The sequence below is a fragment of the Actinomadura rugatobispora genome, from assembly GCF_055379765.1.
The window spans coordinates 6,720,037-6,735,807 of record NZ_AP029191.1 but is presented as its reverse complement, the minus strand read 5'-3'; the positions used below and the strand labels follow the sequence as shown (position 1 = coordinate 6,735,807).

At 73.7% G+C, this 15,771-nt stretch carries 13 protein-coding genes; 4 read left to right on the top strand and 9 right to left on the bottom strand.

All coding sequences use genetic code 11. The features are described from left to right. The first annotated feature begins 18 nt into the window (after positions 1-18). Positions 19-1,437, top strand: coding sequence for a sensor histidine kinase (locus tag ACZ466_RS30080; protein ID WP_378287911.1), 1,419 nt, complete (start codon positions 19-21; stop codon positions 1,435-1,437). A 3-nt stretch (positions 1,438-1,440) separates the two neighbouring features. Here ACZ466_RS30080 and ACZ466_RS30075 read toward each other — a convergent pair whose 3' ends face one another. The 6 genes from ACZ466_RS30075 to mfd all read right to left on the bottom strand — a co-directional run bounded on the left by ACZ466_RS30075 (position 1,441) and on the right by mfd (position 10,500). Then, positions 1,441-1,644 carry a hypothetical protein gene (locus ACZ466_RS30075; protein WP_378287910.1) on the bottom strand — a complete coding sequence of 68 codons (204 nt, stop codon included), beginning with the start codon at positions 1,642-1,644 and terminating at the stop codon, positions 1,441-1,443. A 15-nt stretch (positions 1,645-1,659) separates the two neighbouring features. Then, complete coding sequence (locus ACZ466_RS30070) at positions 1,660-2,601, bottom strand: NADP-dependent oxidoreductase (protein ID WP_378287909.1); 942 nt, start codon at positions 2,599-2,601, stop codon at positions 1,660-1,662. A gap of 94 nt (positions 2,602-2,695) precedes the next feature. Next, complete coding sequence (locus tag ACZ466_RS30065; protein WP_378287908.1) at positions 2,696-5,137, bottom strand: penicillin-binding protein; 2,442 nt, start codon at positions 5,135-5,137, stop codon at positions 2,696-2,698. Positions 5,138-5,204: 67 nt separating this feature from the next. Further along, the gene (locus tag ACZ466_RS30060; protein WP_378287907.1) at positions 5,205-6,188 is read right to left on the bottom strand and encodes a nucleoside triphosphate pyrophosphohydrolase; all 984 of its coding nucleotides are present in this window, start codon (positions 6,186-6,188) and stop codon (positions 5,205-5,207) included. 3 nt (positions 6,189-6,191) lie between these two features. Then, the gene (locus ACZ466_RS30055) at positions 6,192-6,857 is read right to left on the bottom strand and encodes a hypothetical protein (protein ID WP_464041749.1); all 666 of its coding nucleotides are present in this window, start codon (positions 6,855-6,857) and stop codon (positions 6,192-6,194) included. A gap of 64 nt (positions 6,858-6,921) precedes the next feature. After that, entirely contained in the window at positions 6,922-10,500 is a 3,579-nt protein-coding gene (gene mfd, locus ACZ466_RS30050) for a transcription-repair coupling factor (protein WP_378287905.1), read from the bottom strand. A 217-nt stretch (positions 10,501-10,717) separates the two neighbouring features. Between mfd and ACZ466_RS30045 the strand changes: the two genes are divergently transcribed. Continuing rightward, positions 10,718-11,320 carry a TetR/AcrR family transcriptional regulator gene (locus ACZ466_RS30045; RefSeq protein ID WP_378287904.1) on the top strand — a complete coding sequence of 201 codons (603 nt, stop codon included), beginning with the start codon at positions 10,718-10,720 and terminating at the stop codon, positions 11,318-11,320. Next, on the top strand, positions 11,317-12,930 hold the full coding sequence (locus tag ACZ466_RS30040) for an MFS transporter (protein WP_378287903.1): 1,614 nt from the start codon (positions 11,317-11,319) through the stop codon (positions 12,928-12,930). The genes ACZ466_RS30045 and ACZ466_RS30040 overlap by 4 nt, the downstream gene beginning before the upstream one ends. A gap of 22 nt (positions 12,931-12,952) precedes the next feature. Here the strand turns inward: ACZ466_RS30040 and ACZ466_RS30035 are convergent, their stop codons facing one another. The 3 genes from ACZ466_RS30035 to ACZ466_RS30025 are packed head-to-tail and all read right to left on the bottom strand — an operon-like array spanning position 12,953 to position 14,660. Beyond that, a complete protein-coding gene (locus ACZ466_RS30035) occupies positions 12,953-13,384 on the bottom strand; it encodes an FAD synthase family protein (RefSeq protein WP_378287902.1) in 432 nt (143 codons plus the stop codon). Beyond that, complete coding sequence (locus tag ACZ466_RS30030) at positions 13,381-14,220, bottom strand: CDP-alcohol phosphatidyltransferase family protein (protein WP_378287901.1); 840 nt, start codon at positions 14,218-14,220, stop codon at positions 13,381-13,383. Before ACZ466_RS30030 ends, ACZ466_RS30035 begins: the two co-directional genes overlap by 4 nt. Then, positions 14,217-14,660 (bottom strand): FAD synthase family protein, encoded by a 444-nt coding sequence (locus ACZ466_RS30025; RefSeq protein ID WP_378287900.1) that lies wholly within the window; start codon positions 14,658-14,660, stop codon positions 14,217-14,219. The genes ACZ466_RS30030 and ACZ466_RS30025 overlap by 4 nt, the downstream gene beginning before the upstream one ends. A gap of 286 nt (positions 14,661-14,946) precedes the next feature. On the opposite strand from ACZ466_RS30025, the gene ACZ466_RS30020 reads away from it, so the two are divergent. Further along, positions 14,947-15,771 (top strand): class I SAM-dependent methyltransferase, encoded by an 825-nt coding sequence (locus tag ACZ466_RS30020; protein WP_464041748.1) that lies wholly within the window; start codon positions 14,947-14,949, stop codon positions 15,769-15,771.

Genomic DNA, 15,771 nt, shown 5'->3' with positions numbered 1-15,771 from the left:
ACGGGGAACCTCCTTCCGGTGAAGGCGCGCGACCCCGCATCGACCCGGATCCCGTGGACGCGCCGCGGGGTCCTGCTCGACCCGGCCATCCGGGTCCGCGTCACGGCCTGGGCCGCCCTCGTCACCGGCATCCTCGCCCTCGGCCTCTACATCGCCGCGCTCGCCCTGGTCCACCAGGCCCACATCAACGACCTGAAATCGGACCTGTCCAGATCCGCCCGCCAGATCGCCGCCCTCAGCCGCGCGAACCGGATCGTCCCCCGGCTGGTCTCCGAGGGCCTCATCCAGGTGGTCGACGGCAGAGGCGCCATCGTCGCGTCCACCCACGGCATCGCGGGCTACCCCCCGGTCAACTTCGCGCCGCCCCCGCCCATGCTCAACTACCGCGAAGGGCGCAGCTGCGAGATCGACGCCCCCGGAGGACGCTGCTTCGTCGTGGTCGTCTACCGCGTCGGAGAGGGCCCCGCCCAGCGGCTCGTCTACTCCCTGGCCCCCGAACCCGGCATCGTCCCGCGCGTCGACGTCGCACTGGCCGGACTGGTCATCGTCCCCGGCCTCGCCTCGGTCGTCGGCTACCTCACCTGGCACGCCGCGGGACGCGTGCTGCGCCCCGTCGAGGACATCCGCGCCGAACTCGACGAGATCACCGCCACCGACCTCGAACGCCGCGTCCCCGTCCCCGACCGCAGCGACGAGATCGCCCGGCTCGCCGAGAGCGTCAACGCCACCCTGGACCGGCTGGAAGGCGCCGTCGCCCGGCTGCGCGGCTTCGTCTCCGACGTCTCCCACGAGCTCCGCAGCCCCCTCACCGGGCTGCGGATGGAACTCGAACTGGCGCTGTCGGACCCGGAGGAGTCCGACGCGTACGAGACCCTGGAGGCCGTCCTGGTCAACGCCGAACGGCTGCACGCCGTCCTGGACGACCTGCTGGCCATCGCCCGGCTGGAGGCCGACCCCAACATCGCCAAGGAACGCGTCGACCTGCAGGCGCTGGCCGACCAGGAGGTGCTCAACCGGCCCCGGCGCTCCCGGTTCACGGTCAGCGGCGGCGACCCGGTGATCGTCCAGGGCGGCCGCTCCGAACTCGCCCGGCTGGTGACCAACCTGCTCGACAACGCCGACCGGCACGCCGCCTCCGAGGTGACCGTCACCCTCGGCGTCGAACCGCACGACGGCGCGGGCGCCCTCGGCTCCGCCCGCACCGCCGTCATCGAGGTCTACGACGACGGGCCCGGCGTCGCCCCCGCCGACCGCGAACGCGTCTTCGAACGCTTCACCCGCCTCGCCGAGGGCCGCCACCGCGACGCCGGCGGCACCGGCCTCGGCCTCGCCATCGCCCGCGACATCGCCGTCGCCCACGGCGGCACCCTCACCCTCACCGACCGCCCCGACGGCAGACCCGGCGCCCGCTTCGTGCTGAGACTCCCCGCTGTGTAGGGGTCAGTCGTTCAGTTCTTCGAGGAGGCGGTCGCGCTCGGTTTCGAGGGCTTCTATCTGGGCGGCGTGTTCTTCCCGCTGGACCAGGTCCTGGCCCGCGTCGCCGTAGTCCCTGGGGTCGTCGGAGGGCTCCCCCAGTTCGCCTCGGAGCGTGTTCAGGGTCTGCTCGATGTCGCGGACGCGCTTCCGCTTCTCGTCGTCGCTCATGGGGTCGCCTCCGCTCTAGGGACGGATCACCGTCTTGCCGCGGGCACCGCCGGCGCGGCTGCGCGCGATCGCGGCGGGTGCCTCCTCCAGGGGGATCTCCTCCTCCACGCCGATCTCCAGATCGCCCTCGGCGGCCAGCTCGACGACGCGGCGCAGGAGGTCCGGGGTGGGGGTGTAGTCGATGTTGACGCCGCGGATGTCCTGGGCCTCCAGGGCGTCGGGGTTCAGCGCCCACGTGGTGCTGGCGTACACGCCGCCGGGACGCAGCAGGGCGGCCAGGCGCTCGGCGGCCGCCCGGTCGCTGACCAGGTCGATGATCACGTCCACGCCGTCGGGGCGGTGCTCGCGGATCTGGTCGTTGAGCTCGTCCTCGCCGTGGTCGACGGTCTCGGCCGCGCCCAGCTCGCGCATCCGCCCGGCCATGTCGGGACGGGCGGTGGCGATCACCGTGGCGCCGCGCCGGGACGCCAGCCGCACCACCGGCTGGCCCACGCCGCCGGTGGCGCCGACGACCAGGACCGTCCGGCCGGCCTCCACCTCCGCGGCGTCGGCGATCGCCACGGCGGTCATCCCCGGGGTCGGGAGGGTGGCGGCCTGCGTGTAGAGCATGCCCTCGGGCATCGGCAGCACGGCGTCGTCGGGGGCGGCGATCGTGTACTCGGCGTAGGTGCCCAGGCCGCGCGGGACGCCGAAGAAGCGGCCGAAGACCTGCTCGCCCACCGGGAACGCGGCGTCCTCGCCGACGGCGTCGACGACGCCCGCGCCGTCCTGGCCCAGGATCAGCGGGAAGTGGTAGGGCACCGAGTCCTTGAGGAGCCCGTCGGCGATCTTCCAGTCCATCGGGTTGAGTCCGGCGGCGATCACCCTGACCAGCGCCTCCCCCGGCCCCGGTTCCGGCACCGGCAGGTTCGTCGGCACCGGTGTGGCGCCGAGTTCTGAAATGGCGACGGCACGCATGACGTTGTTCCCCGATCCCCCGGACGGGTCCCCCGACGGCCCGTACCGCCGGAGGATCTACCCTGCCGATGGACTTGTCACACAATCGCGCCGGTCATTCCCCGGGCCGCGGACCTGGGGTTATGGGCGGTACAGGCTGCGGCGTGACGGGCGGGGCCGCGGGGTCGTCGGGCCCGGCGGGCTCCTCGGGCTCCCCGCCGCCCTTGCTGGGACGCAGCGTGACGGTCCCGCCCGGCTCGACCTGGCCCGGCTCCGGGGACATCTCGGCGACGGTCCCCTCCGGGTACTCGTCGGACTCGACGCTTCCGCCGATCCGTGCCCGGAACCCGGCGGCGCGGAGCTTGGCGACGGCCTCGTCCACCTTCATGCCGCGGACGTCGGGCAGCTTGACGCGGTCCTCTCCGCTGCCCTTGCTGAAGTAGTGCGAGGGCGGCCGGTTGAAGGAGGACGCGGGGCGTCCGGCCAGCGCGCCCGTCATGCTGTCCTGCCAGATCGGCGCGGGGATGGTGGCGCCGAACACCGAGCCGTAGCAGCGGCCGTCCATGCACAGGCCGGTCATCGGGTACCGGTAGCCGCCGCGCGGGTCGCCGACCCACACGGCCGCGGCCAGGTCGGGCGTGTAGCCGGCGAACCAGGCGGCGGAGAAGTCGTCGACCGTGCCGGTCTTGCCGGCGGCGGGACGGCCCAGGCCCATCCCGCGGGCGGTGCCCTTGGTGAGGACGCCGCGCAGCACGTGGTTGACGGCGTCGGCCACGCCCCGGTCCATGACCTGCCGGCAGCGGGCGCCGGGTACCTTGAGGCGCTTCCCGGCGGCGTCGGTGATCTGCTTGATCGCGACCGGCTCGCAGTAGCGGCCGCGGGCGCCGAACGCGGCGTACGCGGCGGCCAGCCGCAGCGGCGACACCTGCGCGGCCCCGAGCGTGAACGACGGGTACTGCCCCATCCGCTTGCCGTCGGCCTGCCGCATGCCGAGCCGTTCGGCCATCTTGACGGTGTCGCAGAGGCCGACCTCGCGTTCCAGGGCGAGGAAGAAGGTGTTCACCGAGTGGTGGGTGCCGGTGACGAGGCTGAAGCTCTTGCCGCCCTCGCCGTCGGCGGAGTTGCGCAGCGCGCCGCTGCTGTTGACGGAACGGCCCGCGCAGTCCCGGAAGCCGGTCGGGGTGAAGGCGCGCGGCGCCATCAGCCGGGTGCCGAACGGCATGTCCTCCTCGAGCGCGGCGGCCAGCGTGAACGCCTTGAACGTCGACCCGGCCTGCATGCCGATGCTGGAGCCGTGGCTGGCGTCGGCGGCGAAGTTGATCCAGGTCTTGCCCCGCTCGGCGTCCGGGCCGAGCCTGCGGTCCACGACCAGGCCCTTGATCTCGCCGGTGCCGGGTTCGACCAGCGCCTCGGCGGCGGCCTTGCCGGCGGAGTTCTTGTGCGGCACGTGCCGGTCGACGGCGCGCTGCGCGGCCTTCTGGGTCTGCCGGTCGAGGGTGGTGCGGATGGTGAGGCCGCCGCGTTTCAGCAGCTTCTCGCGCTCCTTGGCGGTGGCGCCGAACGCGGGGTTGGTGAGGATCTCGCGCTGGACGTAGTCGCAGAAGAACGGCGCCGAGCTGGTGACGCAGCCGCTGCGGGTGGTGTGGATCCGCAGCCCCAGCGGGCGGCGGAGCGCGGCGTCGGCCTCGGGGCGGGTGATCCAGCCGAGCTCGGCCATCCGGTTGATCACCACGTCGCGGCGCTCCTTGGCCGCGCCGGGGCGGCGCACCGGGTCGTAGGCGTAGGGGTAGCGGATCACCCCGGCCAGCAGCGCCGCCTCGGGCAGCGTCAGCCGGGCGGCGGGTTTGGAGAAGAAGTGCCGGGAGGCGGACTCGATGCCGTACGCGCCGCCGCCGAAGTAGGCGATGTTGAGGTAGCGGGCGAAGATCTCGTCCTTGCTGAAGCGGCGCTCCATCGCGGCCGCGTACCGCAGCTCGCGCACCTTGCGGGCGGCCGAGACCTCCTTGGCCGCCAGCTGCTCCTCCTCGGACTCGGCCGTGGTGAACAGCAGGTTCTTGACGTACTGCTGGGTGAGGCCCGAGCCGCCCTGGGTGACCTCGCCGGAGCCGAGGTTGCTGACCAGGGCGCGCAGCGTGCCCTGGGAGTCGAGGGCGCCGTGCTCGTAGAACCGGCTGTCCTCGATCGCCAGGACGGCGCGGCGGAGCACCGGGGCGACCTGGTCCAGCCGCACGTCCACCCGGTTCTCGTAGAAGAACGTGGCGATGACCGTGCCGTCGGCGGCCAGGATCCGCGAGCGCTGCGGCACCCCGGCGGTGTCGAGGTCGTCGGGGTCGGTCTGGAACCAGTTGGCCGCGTCCCGGGCGCCGACGCCGGTCAGGCACGCGGTCGGCAGCGCGATCAGGGCGACCAGCACGCCGGCCAGGACGCCGAAGCCGCCCAGGCCGCGGATGGCGCGGGCCCGGTCGCCGCGGCCGGGCGGCCCGGACTCGGCCGGGCGCCACAGGCCCTTCTCGTGGACGTCTCCGTCCTCGGCGCGGTCGCGAGCCTCAGCCAGCACGCGCTCAGCGTAGACGGGCCTTACCCGACGGACCACCCATACGGCGATCTTTCGGATGCCTCCCGGCTTATCCGGCGTTCTGCTCCCTTTCCCAGGATTGAACACGATCACGGAATACCCGGGAGATCGCTCGCAATTCCGCCTCGGGGTCCAGACCCTGCTCCCGCGCTTCCTTGACCAGCGCGAAAAGCCTTTCCCCTACGGCGTTCCCGGCGGGTGCGAGATCGTCCGGAGCGCCCTCGCGGCCGGCCCGCCGCTGGAGCTGGGCGGCCAGCGACAGCGCGGGCTGCCCCATCGGCACGCCGTCCAGCGCCGAGGGCACCGCCTCGCCGCCGCCCGCCTCCGCCTTGGCCGCCCGCTCGGCCGCCTTGATCTCCTCCCAGTTGGCGTTGACCTCGTCGGCGCCGGAGACGGTCACGTCCGCGAACACGTGCGGATGCCGCCGGACCAGCTTGTCGACGATCCCGGCCGCCACGTCGTCGATGGTGAACGCGGTCTCGCCGGTCCGCTCGGAGGCCACCACCGCGTGGAAGGCCACCTGCATCAGCACGTCGCCGAGCTCCTCGCGCAGCGCGCCGTAGTCGCCCTCCTCGACGGTCTCGGCGACCTCGTAGGCCTCCTCCAGCAGGTAGCGGACGAGGGAGGCGTGGGTCTGCTCGCGGTCCCAGGGACACTCGCGGCGCAGCGTGTCCATCACCGACACCAGGTCGAGCAGCCGGGCCCCGGGCAGGTCGTAGGAGCCGTGCAGCACCTCGATCCCGAGCGGCTCGGCGACCGCGATCTCCCCGATCCGCCGCATCAGCGCCTCGTCGCCGTCGGGCGCGGCGAGCCACACGACCGGGGCGGCGCGTGCGGCGTCCACGAGCGCGCGGGCCTCGGGTTCGATCACCTCGACCGTGACACCGGCGTCCCGCGCGTAGGGCAGCAGCGGATGATCGGCGGACCCGGCCAGCACCCGGGACGCCGCGCGCAGCGTCTCCCACGCCTTCCAGGTCAGCAGGCCGGGCGCCACCCGGTGGGTGGTCGCCAGCAGGGTCAGCTCGGCGCCCATGGCTCAGCGGATGCCCGACTCGGGGGCCGACAGCCCGGTGGTCGCGGGGTTGATCACGACCCGGCGGGCGTCGAACGAGCCGAACCGCGGATTGATCGTGATCTTCATCCGCCCGGCGGTCTCGACGAGGACGCCCTCCAGCTGCTGCACCGCGGCGGCGGTCTGCGGGCTGCGCGGGTCGCCGGTGGCGCCGAAGCGCCTGGCCAGATCGTCCTCGACGGCCACCACCCGGGCCACGTCGCGGGTGTAGCGGGCGGGCAGCCCCTCGGCACGGGTCCGCGACGCGGCGCCGCCCAGCTGGTTCAGCCTGTTCACGACCTCGTCGACCCGGCCCTCGGAGACCGGGACGTTCTGCCGGCGGGAGACCTCGTCGGCGATCCGGAACCGGACCATCCAGTCGAGGGCCCGGCGCAGGTCGGTCTCCGACAGTGGCTCGGCGGCCGAGCCCTGGCCGAAGCTGCCCGGATCCGCCCGCATCCGGTTGGCGGTCGTGTCGGCGCGGAACTCGCGCTGCCAGTCGCGGACCGCCTCGTTGAGCGTGGAGACGGTGATGCGGTCGCCGTCGACGAGGGCGGCCGAGCCCACCTTCAGCGAACCCCCGCCGCAGCCCGTCAGCGCGGCGGCCGCGACCGCCGCGGCGGCCACGGCCTTCATCGTTCTACCGGACACGGTCGATCCCATCTCGTCGGCACGTCATCGATCATCAGCCCTTGATCGTCAAGGAGTCGCCAGCCTAGGCGGGCTTGGGTTCGAGGAACAGGGCCTCGACCAGGTCGGTGACCCATTTCAGCAGCTCCTGGTCGCGCAGCGGGCGGCCCCCCAGCGGCGCGGCCCCTCCCCCCTGCGAACGCCGCGGTACGGGCACCAACAGCGTCTTCACGTTCTGCTTCAGCACGCTCTTGGGGTAGAGCCGCTGCAGCCGGACCTGCCGCGAGTCGGGCAGGTCGACCGGGGCGAACTTGATGAAGTTGCCCTGGACGGTGACCTCGGTCAGCCCCGCCCGGCGCGCCTTGGCACGGAACCGGGCGACCTCCAGCAGGTTGAGCACGGGCACCGGGAGCTGGCCGAAGCGGTCCTTGAGCTCCTCGTGCACGCCGGCGATCTCGTCCTCGGCGGTGATCGCGGCGATCCTGCGGTAGGCGTCCAGGCGGAGGCGCTCCCCGGGGACGTACTCGTGCGGCAGGTGCGCGTCCACCGGCAGCTCGACCTTCGTCTCGGGCATCTCGGGGACGCCCTCGCCGCCCTCCTTGAGCTCCCGCACCGCCTCGCCGACCATCCGCACGTACAGGTCGAACCCGACCCCGGCGACGTGCCCGGACTGCTCGGCGCCCAGGATGTTCCCGGCGCCGCGGATCTCCAGGTCCTTCATCGCCACGTACATGCCCGCGCCCATCTCGGTGTGCTGGGCCAGCGTCGCGAGCCGCTCGTGCGCGGTCTCGGTCAGCGGCACCTCGGGCGGGTACAGGAAGTAGGCGTAGGCGCGCTCGCGGCCCCGGCCGACCCGGCCGCGCAGCTGGTGGAGCTGCGACAGGCCGTACATGTCGGCGCGGTCGACGATCAGCGTGTTGGCGTTGGGCACGTCCAGGCCCGACTCCACGATCGTGGTGGCGACCAGGACGTCGTAGTTCTTCTCCCAGAAGTCGACCATGACCTTCTCGAGCTCCTGCTCGTTCATCTGGCCGTGCGCGGTCGCGATCCGCGCCTCCGGGACGAGCTGCTTGAGGTTGGCGGCGACCTTGTTGATGGAGCGGACCCGGTTGTGGACGAAGAACACCTGGCCCTCGCGCAGCAGCTCGCGGCGGATGGCCGCGGCGATCTGCTTCTCCTCGTACGGCCCGACGAAGGTGAGGATCGGGTGCCGCTCCTCCGGCGGGGTGAGGATCGTGGACATCTCCCGGATGCCGGTCAGGCCCATCTCCAGCGTCCGCGGGATGGGGGTGGCCGACATCGCCAGCACGTCCACCTGCGTCCGCAGCCGCTTGAGCTCCTCCTTGTGCTCGACGCCGAAGCGCTGCTCCTCGTCGATCACCACCAGGCCGAGGTTCTTGAAGCGGGTCTGCGCGGACAGGATCCGGTGCGTGCCGACGACGACGTCGACGGCGCCGTCGGCCAGCCCGCGCACCGTCTCGTCGATCTCCCGGTCGGTCTGGAACCGGGAGATCGGCTTCACCACGACGGGGAAGGCGCCGAACCGCTCGGAGAAGGTCGACAGGTGCTGCTGGACCAGCAGGGTGGTCGGCACCAGCACCGCCACCTGCCGCCCGTCCTGGACGGCCTTGAACGCCGCCCGCACCGCGATCTCGGTCTTGCCGTAGCCGACGTCGCCGCAGATCAGCCGGTCCATCGGGACGGGCTTCTCCATGTCGCCCTTGACCTCGTCGATGGCGGCGAGCTGGTCGGGGGTCTCCACGTAGGGGAAGGCGTCCTCCAGCTCCCGCTGCCACGGCGTGTCGGGCGCGAACGGGTGGCCGGGACTGGCCATCCGGGCCGAGTAGAGCCGGATCAGCTCCCCGGCGATCTGCTTGACCGCCTTGCGCGCCCGGGACTTGGCCTTCTGCCAGTCGGCGCCGCCGAGCCGGTGCAGGCTGGGGGCCTCGCCGCCGACGTAGCGGGTGAGCTCCTCCAGCTGGTCGGTGGGCACGAACAGCCGGTCGCTCTTGGCGTACTCCAGGATCAGGTACTCGCGGGTGGCGCCCTGGACGGTGCGGCTGACCATCTCCACGTAGCGGCCCACGCCGTGCTGCTCGTGCACGACGTAGTCGCCCGCGCGCAGCCGCAGCGGGTCGACGCCGCCGCGCCGCCGGGACGGCATCCGCCGCATGTCCTTGGTGGAGGACTTCTGCCCGGACAGGTCGGCCTCGGTGAGCACGGCGAGCTTGACGCTCTCCCAGGTGAAGCCGTTCTCCAGCAGCCCGGTACTGACGTTGACCAGCGCCGGGCGGGGCGGCTGCGCCAGGTCGGTGAGGGCGGCGCCCAGGCCGCCCTCGCCGACGAGCTGGACGAGCCGTTCGGCGGGGCCGTGGCCGGGCGTGACCAGCGCGACCCGCCAGCCTTCGCCGATCCAGCGCTTGAGGTCGCCCATGACGCGGGCGGTGTCGCCCCGGTACGCCTCGGCGGGCTGCACGCCCAGGTTGAGCGCGTCCCCCTCCTGCGTCAGGGCGGTGACGGTCCAGCGGGGCAGGCCCAGCTCGGTGCTGTGCCGCCGGACGTCCTCCAGCGTGCGGAACGCGGCGGCGCCGAGGTCGATCGGGGCCTCGCCGCCCGCGGCGGCGTTCACCCAGCTGGCCTCCAGGAACTCCTGGCTGGTGCGGACCAGCTCGATCGCGCGGGTGCGGATGCGCTCGGGCTCGCACACCAGCAGCGCCGAGCCGTCCGGGAGCAGGTCGGTGAGCAGTTCCATGCTCTCGGCCAGGACGGGCGAGAACGCCTCCATGCCCTCGACGGTGTCGCCGTCGGCGATGCGGGTGAGGATCTCCTCCAGGGAGGGGTGCCGCTCGGCCAGCGCGCGGGCGCGCTCGCGCACCGCGGCGGTCAGCGGCAGCTCGCGGCACGGCGGCGCCCACAGCCCGTCCTGGGCGATCTCCAGCGACCGCTGGTCGGCGGCCTTGAAGTAGCGGATCTCCTCGACCGTGTCGCCCCAGAACTCCACCCGGAGCGGGTGCTCCTCGGTGGGCGGGAAGACGTCGAGGATGCCGCCGCGCACCGCGATCTCGCCGCGCTTCTCGACCAGGTCGACGCGGTGGTAGCCGGCCTCGACCAGGCGGTGGACGGTGTCGTCCAGGTCGGCGTCCTCGCCGCCGCGCAGCCGTACGGGCTCCAGGTCGGCCAGGCCGGACACGATCGGCTGCAGCACGGCCCGGATCGGGGTGACCACGACCTCCAGCCGCCCCGACTTGCCCGACCCCGCCTCGCCGTCGCCGCCGGAGGCGTCGGACGCGTCGGACGCCTCGGGGTGGACGAGGCGGCGCAGCACGGCCAGCCGCTGCCCGACGGTGTCGGAGCGCGGCGACAGCTTCTCGTGCGGCAGCGTCTCCCAGGCCGGGAAGTGCGCGACCCGGCCGGGGTCGAGCAGGCTGGTCAGGGCCGAGGTCAGGTCCTCGGCCTCGCGCCCGGTGGCGGTCACCGCCAGCACCGCGCCGCCGCCGTCGCGGCCGCCCTCGCCGCCGCGCTTCAGGGCGCGGCTCAGCGCGGCGGCCATGATCGGCCACACCGCCGGCGGCGCGACCACGTCGTGGTCGATCCGCCACTCCTTGAGCGCACGCTCCAGTTCAGGGCCGGAGCACGCCAGATCAACAAGTCCAGAAAGCGTCATCGTCGCCCGCAACCCATTCCCCGCCGGGCGGGCGCCGCGCCCGTCGCGCGGCATCCCGAATGACCGGTGATCTCGGCGGACCCCGGTGCCGGTACCAGACTACGCGCCCCGGACGGGCACCGGACGGCGGGTTCCGGGCGCCGTCCCGGGCGCCTCCGTGCGACAGTCATGTATCGTTTGAGACGAACTTGTCGCACAAGAAACATGGTTGATGCATATGGCCGACGAAGAGACGATCCTCGCCGCCGCGACCCGGCACCTGAACCGGGACCCGGGGGCCTCCATGGCCGACCTCGCCAAGGCGATCGGGATCAGCCGGGCGACCCTCCACCGCCATTTCGCCACCCGCGAGACGCTCCTGCACCACATCGCCGAGCGGGCCCTCGACCGCTGGGAACGGGTGCAGGACGAGGCGGAGATCGACGACGCCGCCGCGTCCGGCGACCCCGCACGGGTGGCCGCGTCCCTGCGCGCGCTGCTGCGCGGCTTCCTCCCCTTGATCGACGAGCACGGGTTCGCGCTGACCGTGCATCTGGTGGCCGCGTACCTGGCGGCCGACGTGTCCGCGCTGGAGGAGCGGAGCGAGCGGCTGGAGGAACGCGAGATCGCCCTCTACGCCGCCGCCCAGCGCGCCGGGGTCCTGCGCGCCGACCTGCCCGCCCGGTGGGTCAGCGACGCCCTGTTCGGGCTGCTGATCGGGCTGCGCGACGGCCTGGCCCGCGGGGACGTGGCGCCGCGCGACATCGAGCGCCTGCTGTTCACGACCTTCTTCGACGGCGTCGGCCCCCAGGCCGCCCCGGGATCGGAAGCGACCTCATGACCCGCCCCTCGGACCACGACCACGCCCCCGCCCCCGCCGCGCTCTCGGCGGACGGCGGGCGGGCCGATCCCGCGGCGCCGCCCGGCGCACCGCCCGGGCACCCCCGGCGGTGGGCCGGGCTGGCCGTGCTGTCGGCCAGCCTGCTGCTCATCGTGATGGACATCACGATCCTCAACGTGGCGCTGCCCGCGCTGTCGGCCGACCTGCGGCCGGACTCCGTCCAGCTGCTGTGGATCGTCGACGTGTACTCGCTGGTGGTCTCCGGGCTGCTGGTCACGGTGGCCGCGCTCGGCGACCGCTTCGGGCGGCGGCTCATGCTGGTCGCCGGATTCGCCGTGTTCGGGGTGGCCTCGGCCGCCGTCCTGCTGGCCGACGGGCCCGGCGACGTCATCGCGGTCCGGGCGCTGCTCGGCGTCGGCGGCGCGATGATCATGCCGTCCACGCTGTCGATGATCCGCCACCTGTTCACCGACCCCAGGGAGCGCGCCACCGCGCTCGGCGTCTGGGCGGCGACCGCGGCCGTCGGCTCCGCGATCGGCCCGATCGTCGGCGGCGCGCTGCTGGAGCACTTCAGCTGGCAGTCGGCGTTCCTGGTGAACGTTCCCGTCATGGTGGTCGCGATCGCCGCCGGGCTGTGGCTGCTGCCCGAGTCGCGCGCCGCCCGTCCCGGACGCTGGGACGCGGTCGGCACCGTCCTGTCGATCGCCGGCATGGTCGCGCTCGTCTACGCCATCAAGCACTTCGGCAAGGAGGGGTTCGACGACCCCGGAGCGCTGGTCGCGGCCCTGGTCGCCGCCGTGGCGCTGCCCGCCTTCGTGGTGTGGTGCCTGCGGATCCCGCACCCGATCCTGGAGATCCGGCTGTTCCGGCGGCGGGCCTTCTCCGCCGGCGCGGTCGCCGCGCTGTGCACCAGCCTGGCGGTGGCGGCCGTCCTGCTGCTGCTCGCCCAGTGGATGCAGCTGGTCGAGGGGTACGGGCCGCTGGAGGCGGGCGTCCGGCTGCTCCCCGCGGCGGTCGGCGCGGTGATCGCGTCCCCGGCCGCGCCCGCCCTGGCCGCCCGGATCGGCGCCCGCGCCGTGCTGTCCGGCGGGCTGGTGGTCAGCGCCGCCGGCTACCTGGTCATCGCGTTCGGGCCGCGGCCGCTGTCGTACGCGACGGTCGCGGTGGCGCTGCTGCTGGTCGGCGCCGGGATGGGCTCGCTCGCGATCGCCTCCGCGGTGATCATGGTGGGGGCGCCGCCGGAGAAGTCGGGCAGCGCCGCCGCCGTGGACGAGACCAGCTACGAACTGGGCGCCGCGCTCGGCGTCGCCGTCCTGGGCAGCGTCGCCGCCGCCGCCTACCGCGGCGACCTGCCGGCGTCCTGGCTGGCCGAACGCGGGGTGACCGGCGCCACCGCGGCGGAGGCCCGGGAGTCGATCGGCAACGCCATGGAGATCGCCGCGCACGCGGGCACGGCCGGGGCCGAGCTGGCCGCCCGCGCCCAGGCCGCGTTCACGACCTCGCTGGAGGGGGCGAGCCTGGCCGGCGGGGTGCTGCTGCTGGTGGCCGGGGTGCTGGTGTGGGTCCTGGCCCCGCGCGACCTGGACGTCTCCGGCTCCTCCCACCACTGAGCCCCCCGGACCGGGGGGCGGCTCAGGAGCCGGTGATGAGGCGGCGCAGGGCGGTGCTGGAGGTGTGCACCGTGTACGGGAAGTAGACCACCCGCACGCCGCGGGCACCGAGATCGGCCTCCAGCCGGTCGCCCTTCTCGGTGCCCTTCCAGTCGTCGCCCTTGAACAGCACGTCGAAGCCCAGCCGCTCCCACATGACGACCTTGTCGCTGGACACGTCGGTGACGACCTCGTCCACGCACGCCATGCTGCCGACGATCTCCAGCCGCTCGGCCAGCGGCACGATCGGCGGCCGTCCCTTGGCCTTCTCCAGCACCTCGTCGGTGACCACCCCGGCGATCAGGTGGTCGCACTCGGTCCGGGCCCGCCTCAGGATGTTGAGGTGGCCGATGTGGAACATGTCGTACGCCCCCGGCACGTACCCGACGACGGGGCGGTCGGCGGGGGCGCTCACCGCAGCACCGGCGAGCGGCCGGAGGCGGCCCGGGACCCGGCGGGCGCGGCGTCCAGCGCCCCGACCTCGCGGAACCACTTCACCGAGGCGGCCATCAGGAACAGCAGGTTGCCCAGGAAGATCAGCGCGTACAGCGGCCGGAACACCTCGGGGAACCCGAGCAGCAGGAACGCCACGCACAGCAGCCCGTAGTCGGTCGGGATCACCAGCAGCGAGCGCACCGTGGACGGGGCGGCGGCGGGCGGCGCGGGGGCGCCGGTCGCGGCGCGGTGCGCCCGCGCCAGCAGGTCCTTGAGGATCATCCCGAAGAACATCACCGCGGCCACCACGGTGAAGCCGACCGGGACCAGCAGGTAGGCGGCCCGGTCCTCCAGGCCGCCGAACCGGTACCAGGAGATCAGCACCGCCAGGTGCAGCGCGGAGATCTTGGCGCTGTCGACCATGTGGTCCAGGTACTCGCCGGACTTGGAGCCGCCGCCGCGCAGCCGGGCCAGCTGGCCGTCGGCGGCGTCGAAGGCGTACCCGACGACCAGCGCCAGGCAGACCGCGGCGCCCAGCCAGGGCGCGGGGTCGACCAGCGCGATCAGGGCGATGCCGGTGAAGGTGAACGCGGCGCTGATCGCGGTGACCAGGTTGGGCGTCAGCCCGGCGACGTACGACACCGCCGCCAGCAGCCGGCCCAGCTTCCGGTTGACGAAGCGGGAGTAGGCGGGGGCGCCCTTGGCGGTCTTCTGCGCGGACGCCAGCCGGGCCAGGGCCTCGCGGAAACCGCGGGGCGGGGCCGGGGCTGCGGCGGGCGTTTGCCCTGGGGCGGGCGCGGGGCCGGGGGCGCTCACGCGACCGACGTCCTCGGGCCCGAGCCCTGCCGGGCGCCGCCCAGCGCGCCGCGCAGCACCGGGCTGCCGGTCTCGGCCAGCCCCTCGTAGCGCACGACCCGCACGCCGGTCCCGGCCAGGCCGCGCTCGGCGACCTCGGCGGGGACGCCGTCCGGGCACCCGGTGAACACCCGGTCGAAGCCCAGCGACTCCCAGGCCGCGCGCAGGCCGGGCTCGGCCAGCACGACGACCTCGTCGACGTGCCGCACGTTCCGCACGATCTCCATCCGCTCGATCAGCGGGACGACCGGGCGCGCGCCGTGCAGCTCCTCGGCCAGCTCGTCGGTGAGCACCCCGGCCACCAGCCGGTCGCACTCCCCGCCGGCACGGCGCAGCAGGTCCAGGTGCCCGACATGGAAAAGGTCGAAGACGCCCGGCGAGTAACCGACCACGCCCTGCATGCGTTTCCCCCTGAAAGCACTGAAGGTCGACGAGCCACGTACAGCTACGGAGAAAGTAGGGATGACCTACTGAATCAGGCGTACGTTAGCAGCTCCCCCGTCACCCGACGGGCCACTTGCGGACCCCGCCCGGCCCCCGCCCGTTCCGCCGCGGTTTCCGGAAAGACCTGGCCGAGGGGCGACACGTCGCTAGCCAAGAATGGACAAATAGCGGACAGTCCGCAGTCGGACGATTACTCTGCGAGATGAGGACGCCGCAAGTACCACCCGGAAGGGAGCGGATCGAATGATCGGCTCGACCAGGGGAATCCCCCGCCGCGCGGTGGCGGCGCAGGCCAGCGAACTGCGACCGCCGCCGCTGGAGGTGGGCGACCTGTTCTCCGGGCGGGCCCGGCAGTACGCCTGCGAGCGGCCGCTGCAGCGGATCCACGTGCTGGAGGCCGGCTGCGGCTGGGGCCGCGGTCTCGACCTGGGCGGCCGCGAGCACCAGACCACCGGCGTCGACCTCGACGCCCCCGCGCTGCGCGCCCACACCCGCGCCCGCGGCGACCTGGACGGCTGGCACCTGGGCGACCTGCGCACCGTCCCGATGCCGCCGCGCGCCTACGACATCGTGCACGCCCCGTTCCTGATCGAGCGGGTGCCGCACGCCGAGCTGGTGCTCGACCGGTTCGTGGCCGCGCTCAAGCCCGGCGGGCTGCTGCTGGTGCGGCTGCGCGACCGCGACAGCGCCTTCGGGTTCCTGGAGCGCCGGCTGCCGCGCCGGATGCGCGAGCGGCTGTGGCGCGGCCTGGCCCGCCGCGAGGCCGCGCGGCCGGATCCGGCCGCGGGCCACGCCCCCGCCGGCGCCCCGGCGGCACCGCCCGCCGCGCTGTACGAGCGGGTGGCGTCCCGGGAGGGCATGCGGTGGTACTGCGTGATGCGCGGCCTGGTGATCTCCGAGGAGTACACCTCGCGCGACGGCCTGGACGCGATGGGCGCCACCGGCCGCTCCCTGGGGCCGCTGTGCCGGCTGGCGGCGCTGCTGAGCCGGGGCCGGCTGAGCGCCGGCCACACCGAGGTCACGCTGGTGATACGCAAGCCCGAGAACCGTTTCGCCCGGGTCATCTGA

What these genes read in the sequence shown, in the direction of transcription:
- ACZ466_RS30020 (WP_464041748.1), top strand. Translation starts at nt 14,947, where the DNA reads ATGATCGGCTCGACCAGGGGAATCCCCCGCCGCGCGGTGGCGGCGCAG.
- mfd (WP_378287905.1), bottom strand. Translation starts at nt 10,500, where the DNA reads ATGACGCTTTCTGGACTTGTTGATCTGGCGTGCTCCGGCCCTGAACTG.
- ACZ466_RS30060 (WP_378287907.1), bottom strand. Translation starts at nt 6,188, where the DNA reads ATGGGCGCCGAGCTGACCCTGCTGGCGACCACCCACCGGGTGGCGCCC.
- ACZ466_RS30070 (WP_378287909.1), bottom strand. Translation starts at nt 2,601, where the DNA reads ATGCGTGCCGTCGCCATTTCAGAACTCGGCGCCACACCGGTGCCGACG.
- ACZ466_RS30045 (WP_378287904.1), top strand. Translation starts at nt 10,718, where the DNA reads ATGGCCGACGAAGAGACGATCCTCGCCGCCGCGACCCGGCACCTGAAC.
- ACZ466_RS30075 (WP_378287910.1), bottom strand. Translation starts at nt 1,644, where the DNA reads ATGAGCGACGACGAGAAGCGGAAGCGCGTCCGCGACATCGAGCAGACC.
- ACZ466_RS30040 (WP_378287903.1), top strand. Translation starts at nt 11,317, where the DNA reads ATGACCCGCCCCTCGGACCACGACCACGCCCCCGCCCCCGCCGCGCTC.
- ACZ466_RS30025 (WP_378287900.1), bottom strand. Translation starts at nt 14,660, where the DNA reads ATGCAGGGCGTGGTCGGTTACTCGCCGGGCGTCTTCGACCTTTTCCAT.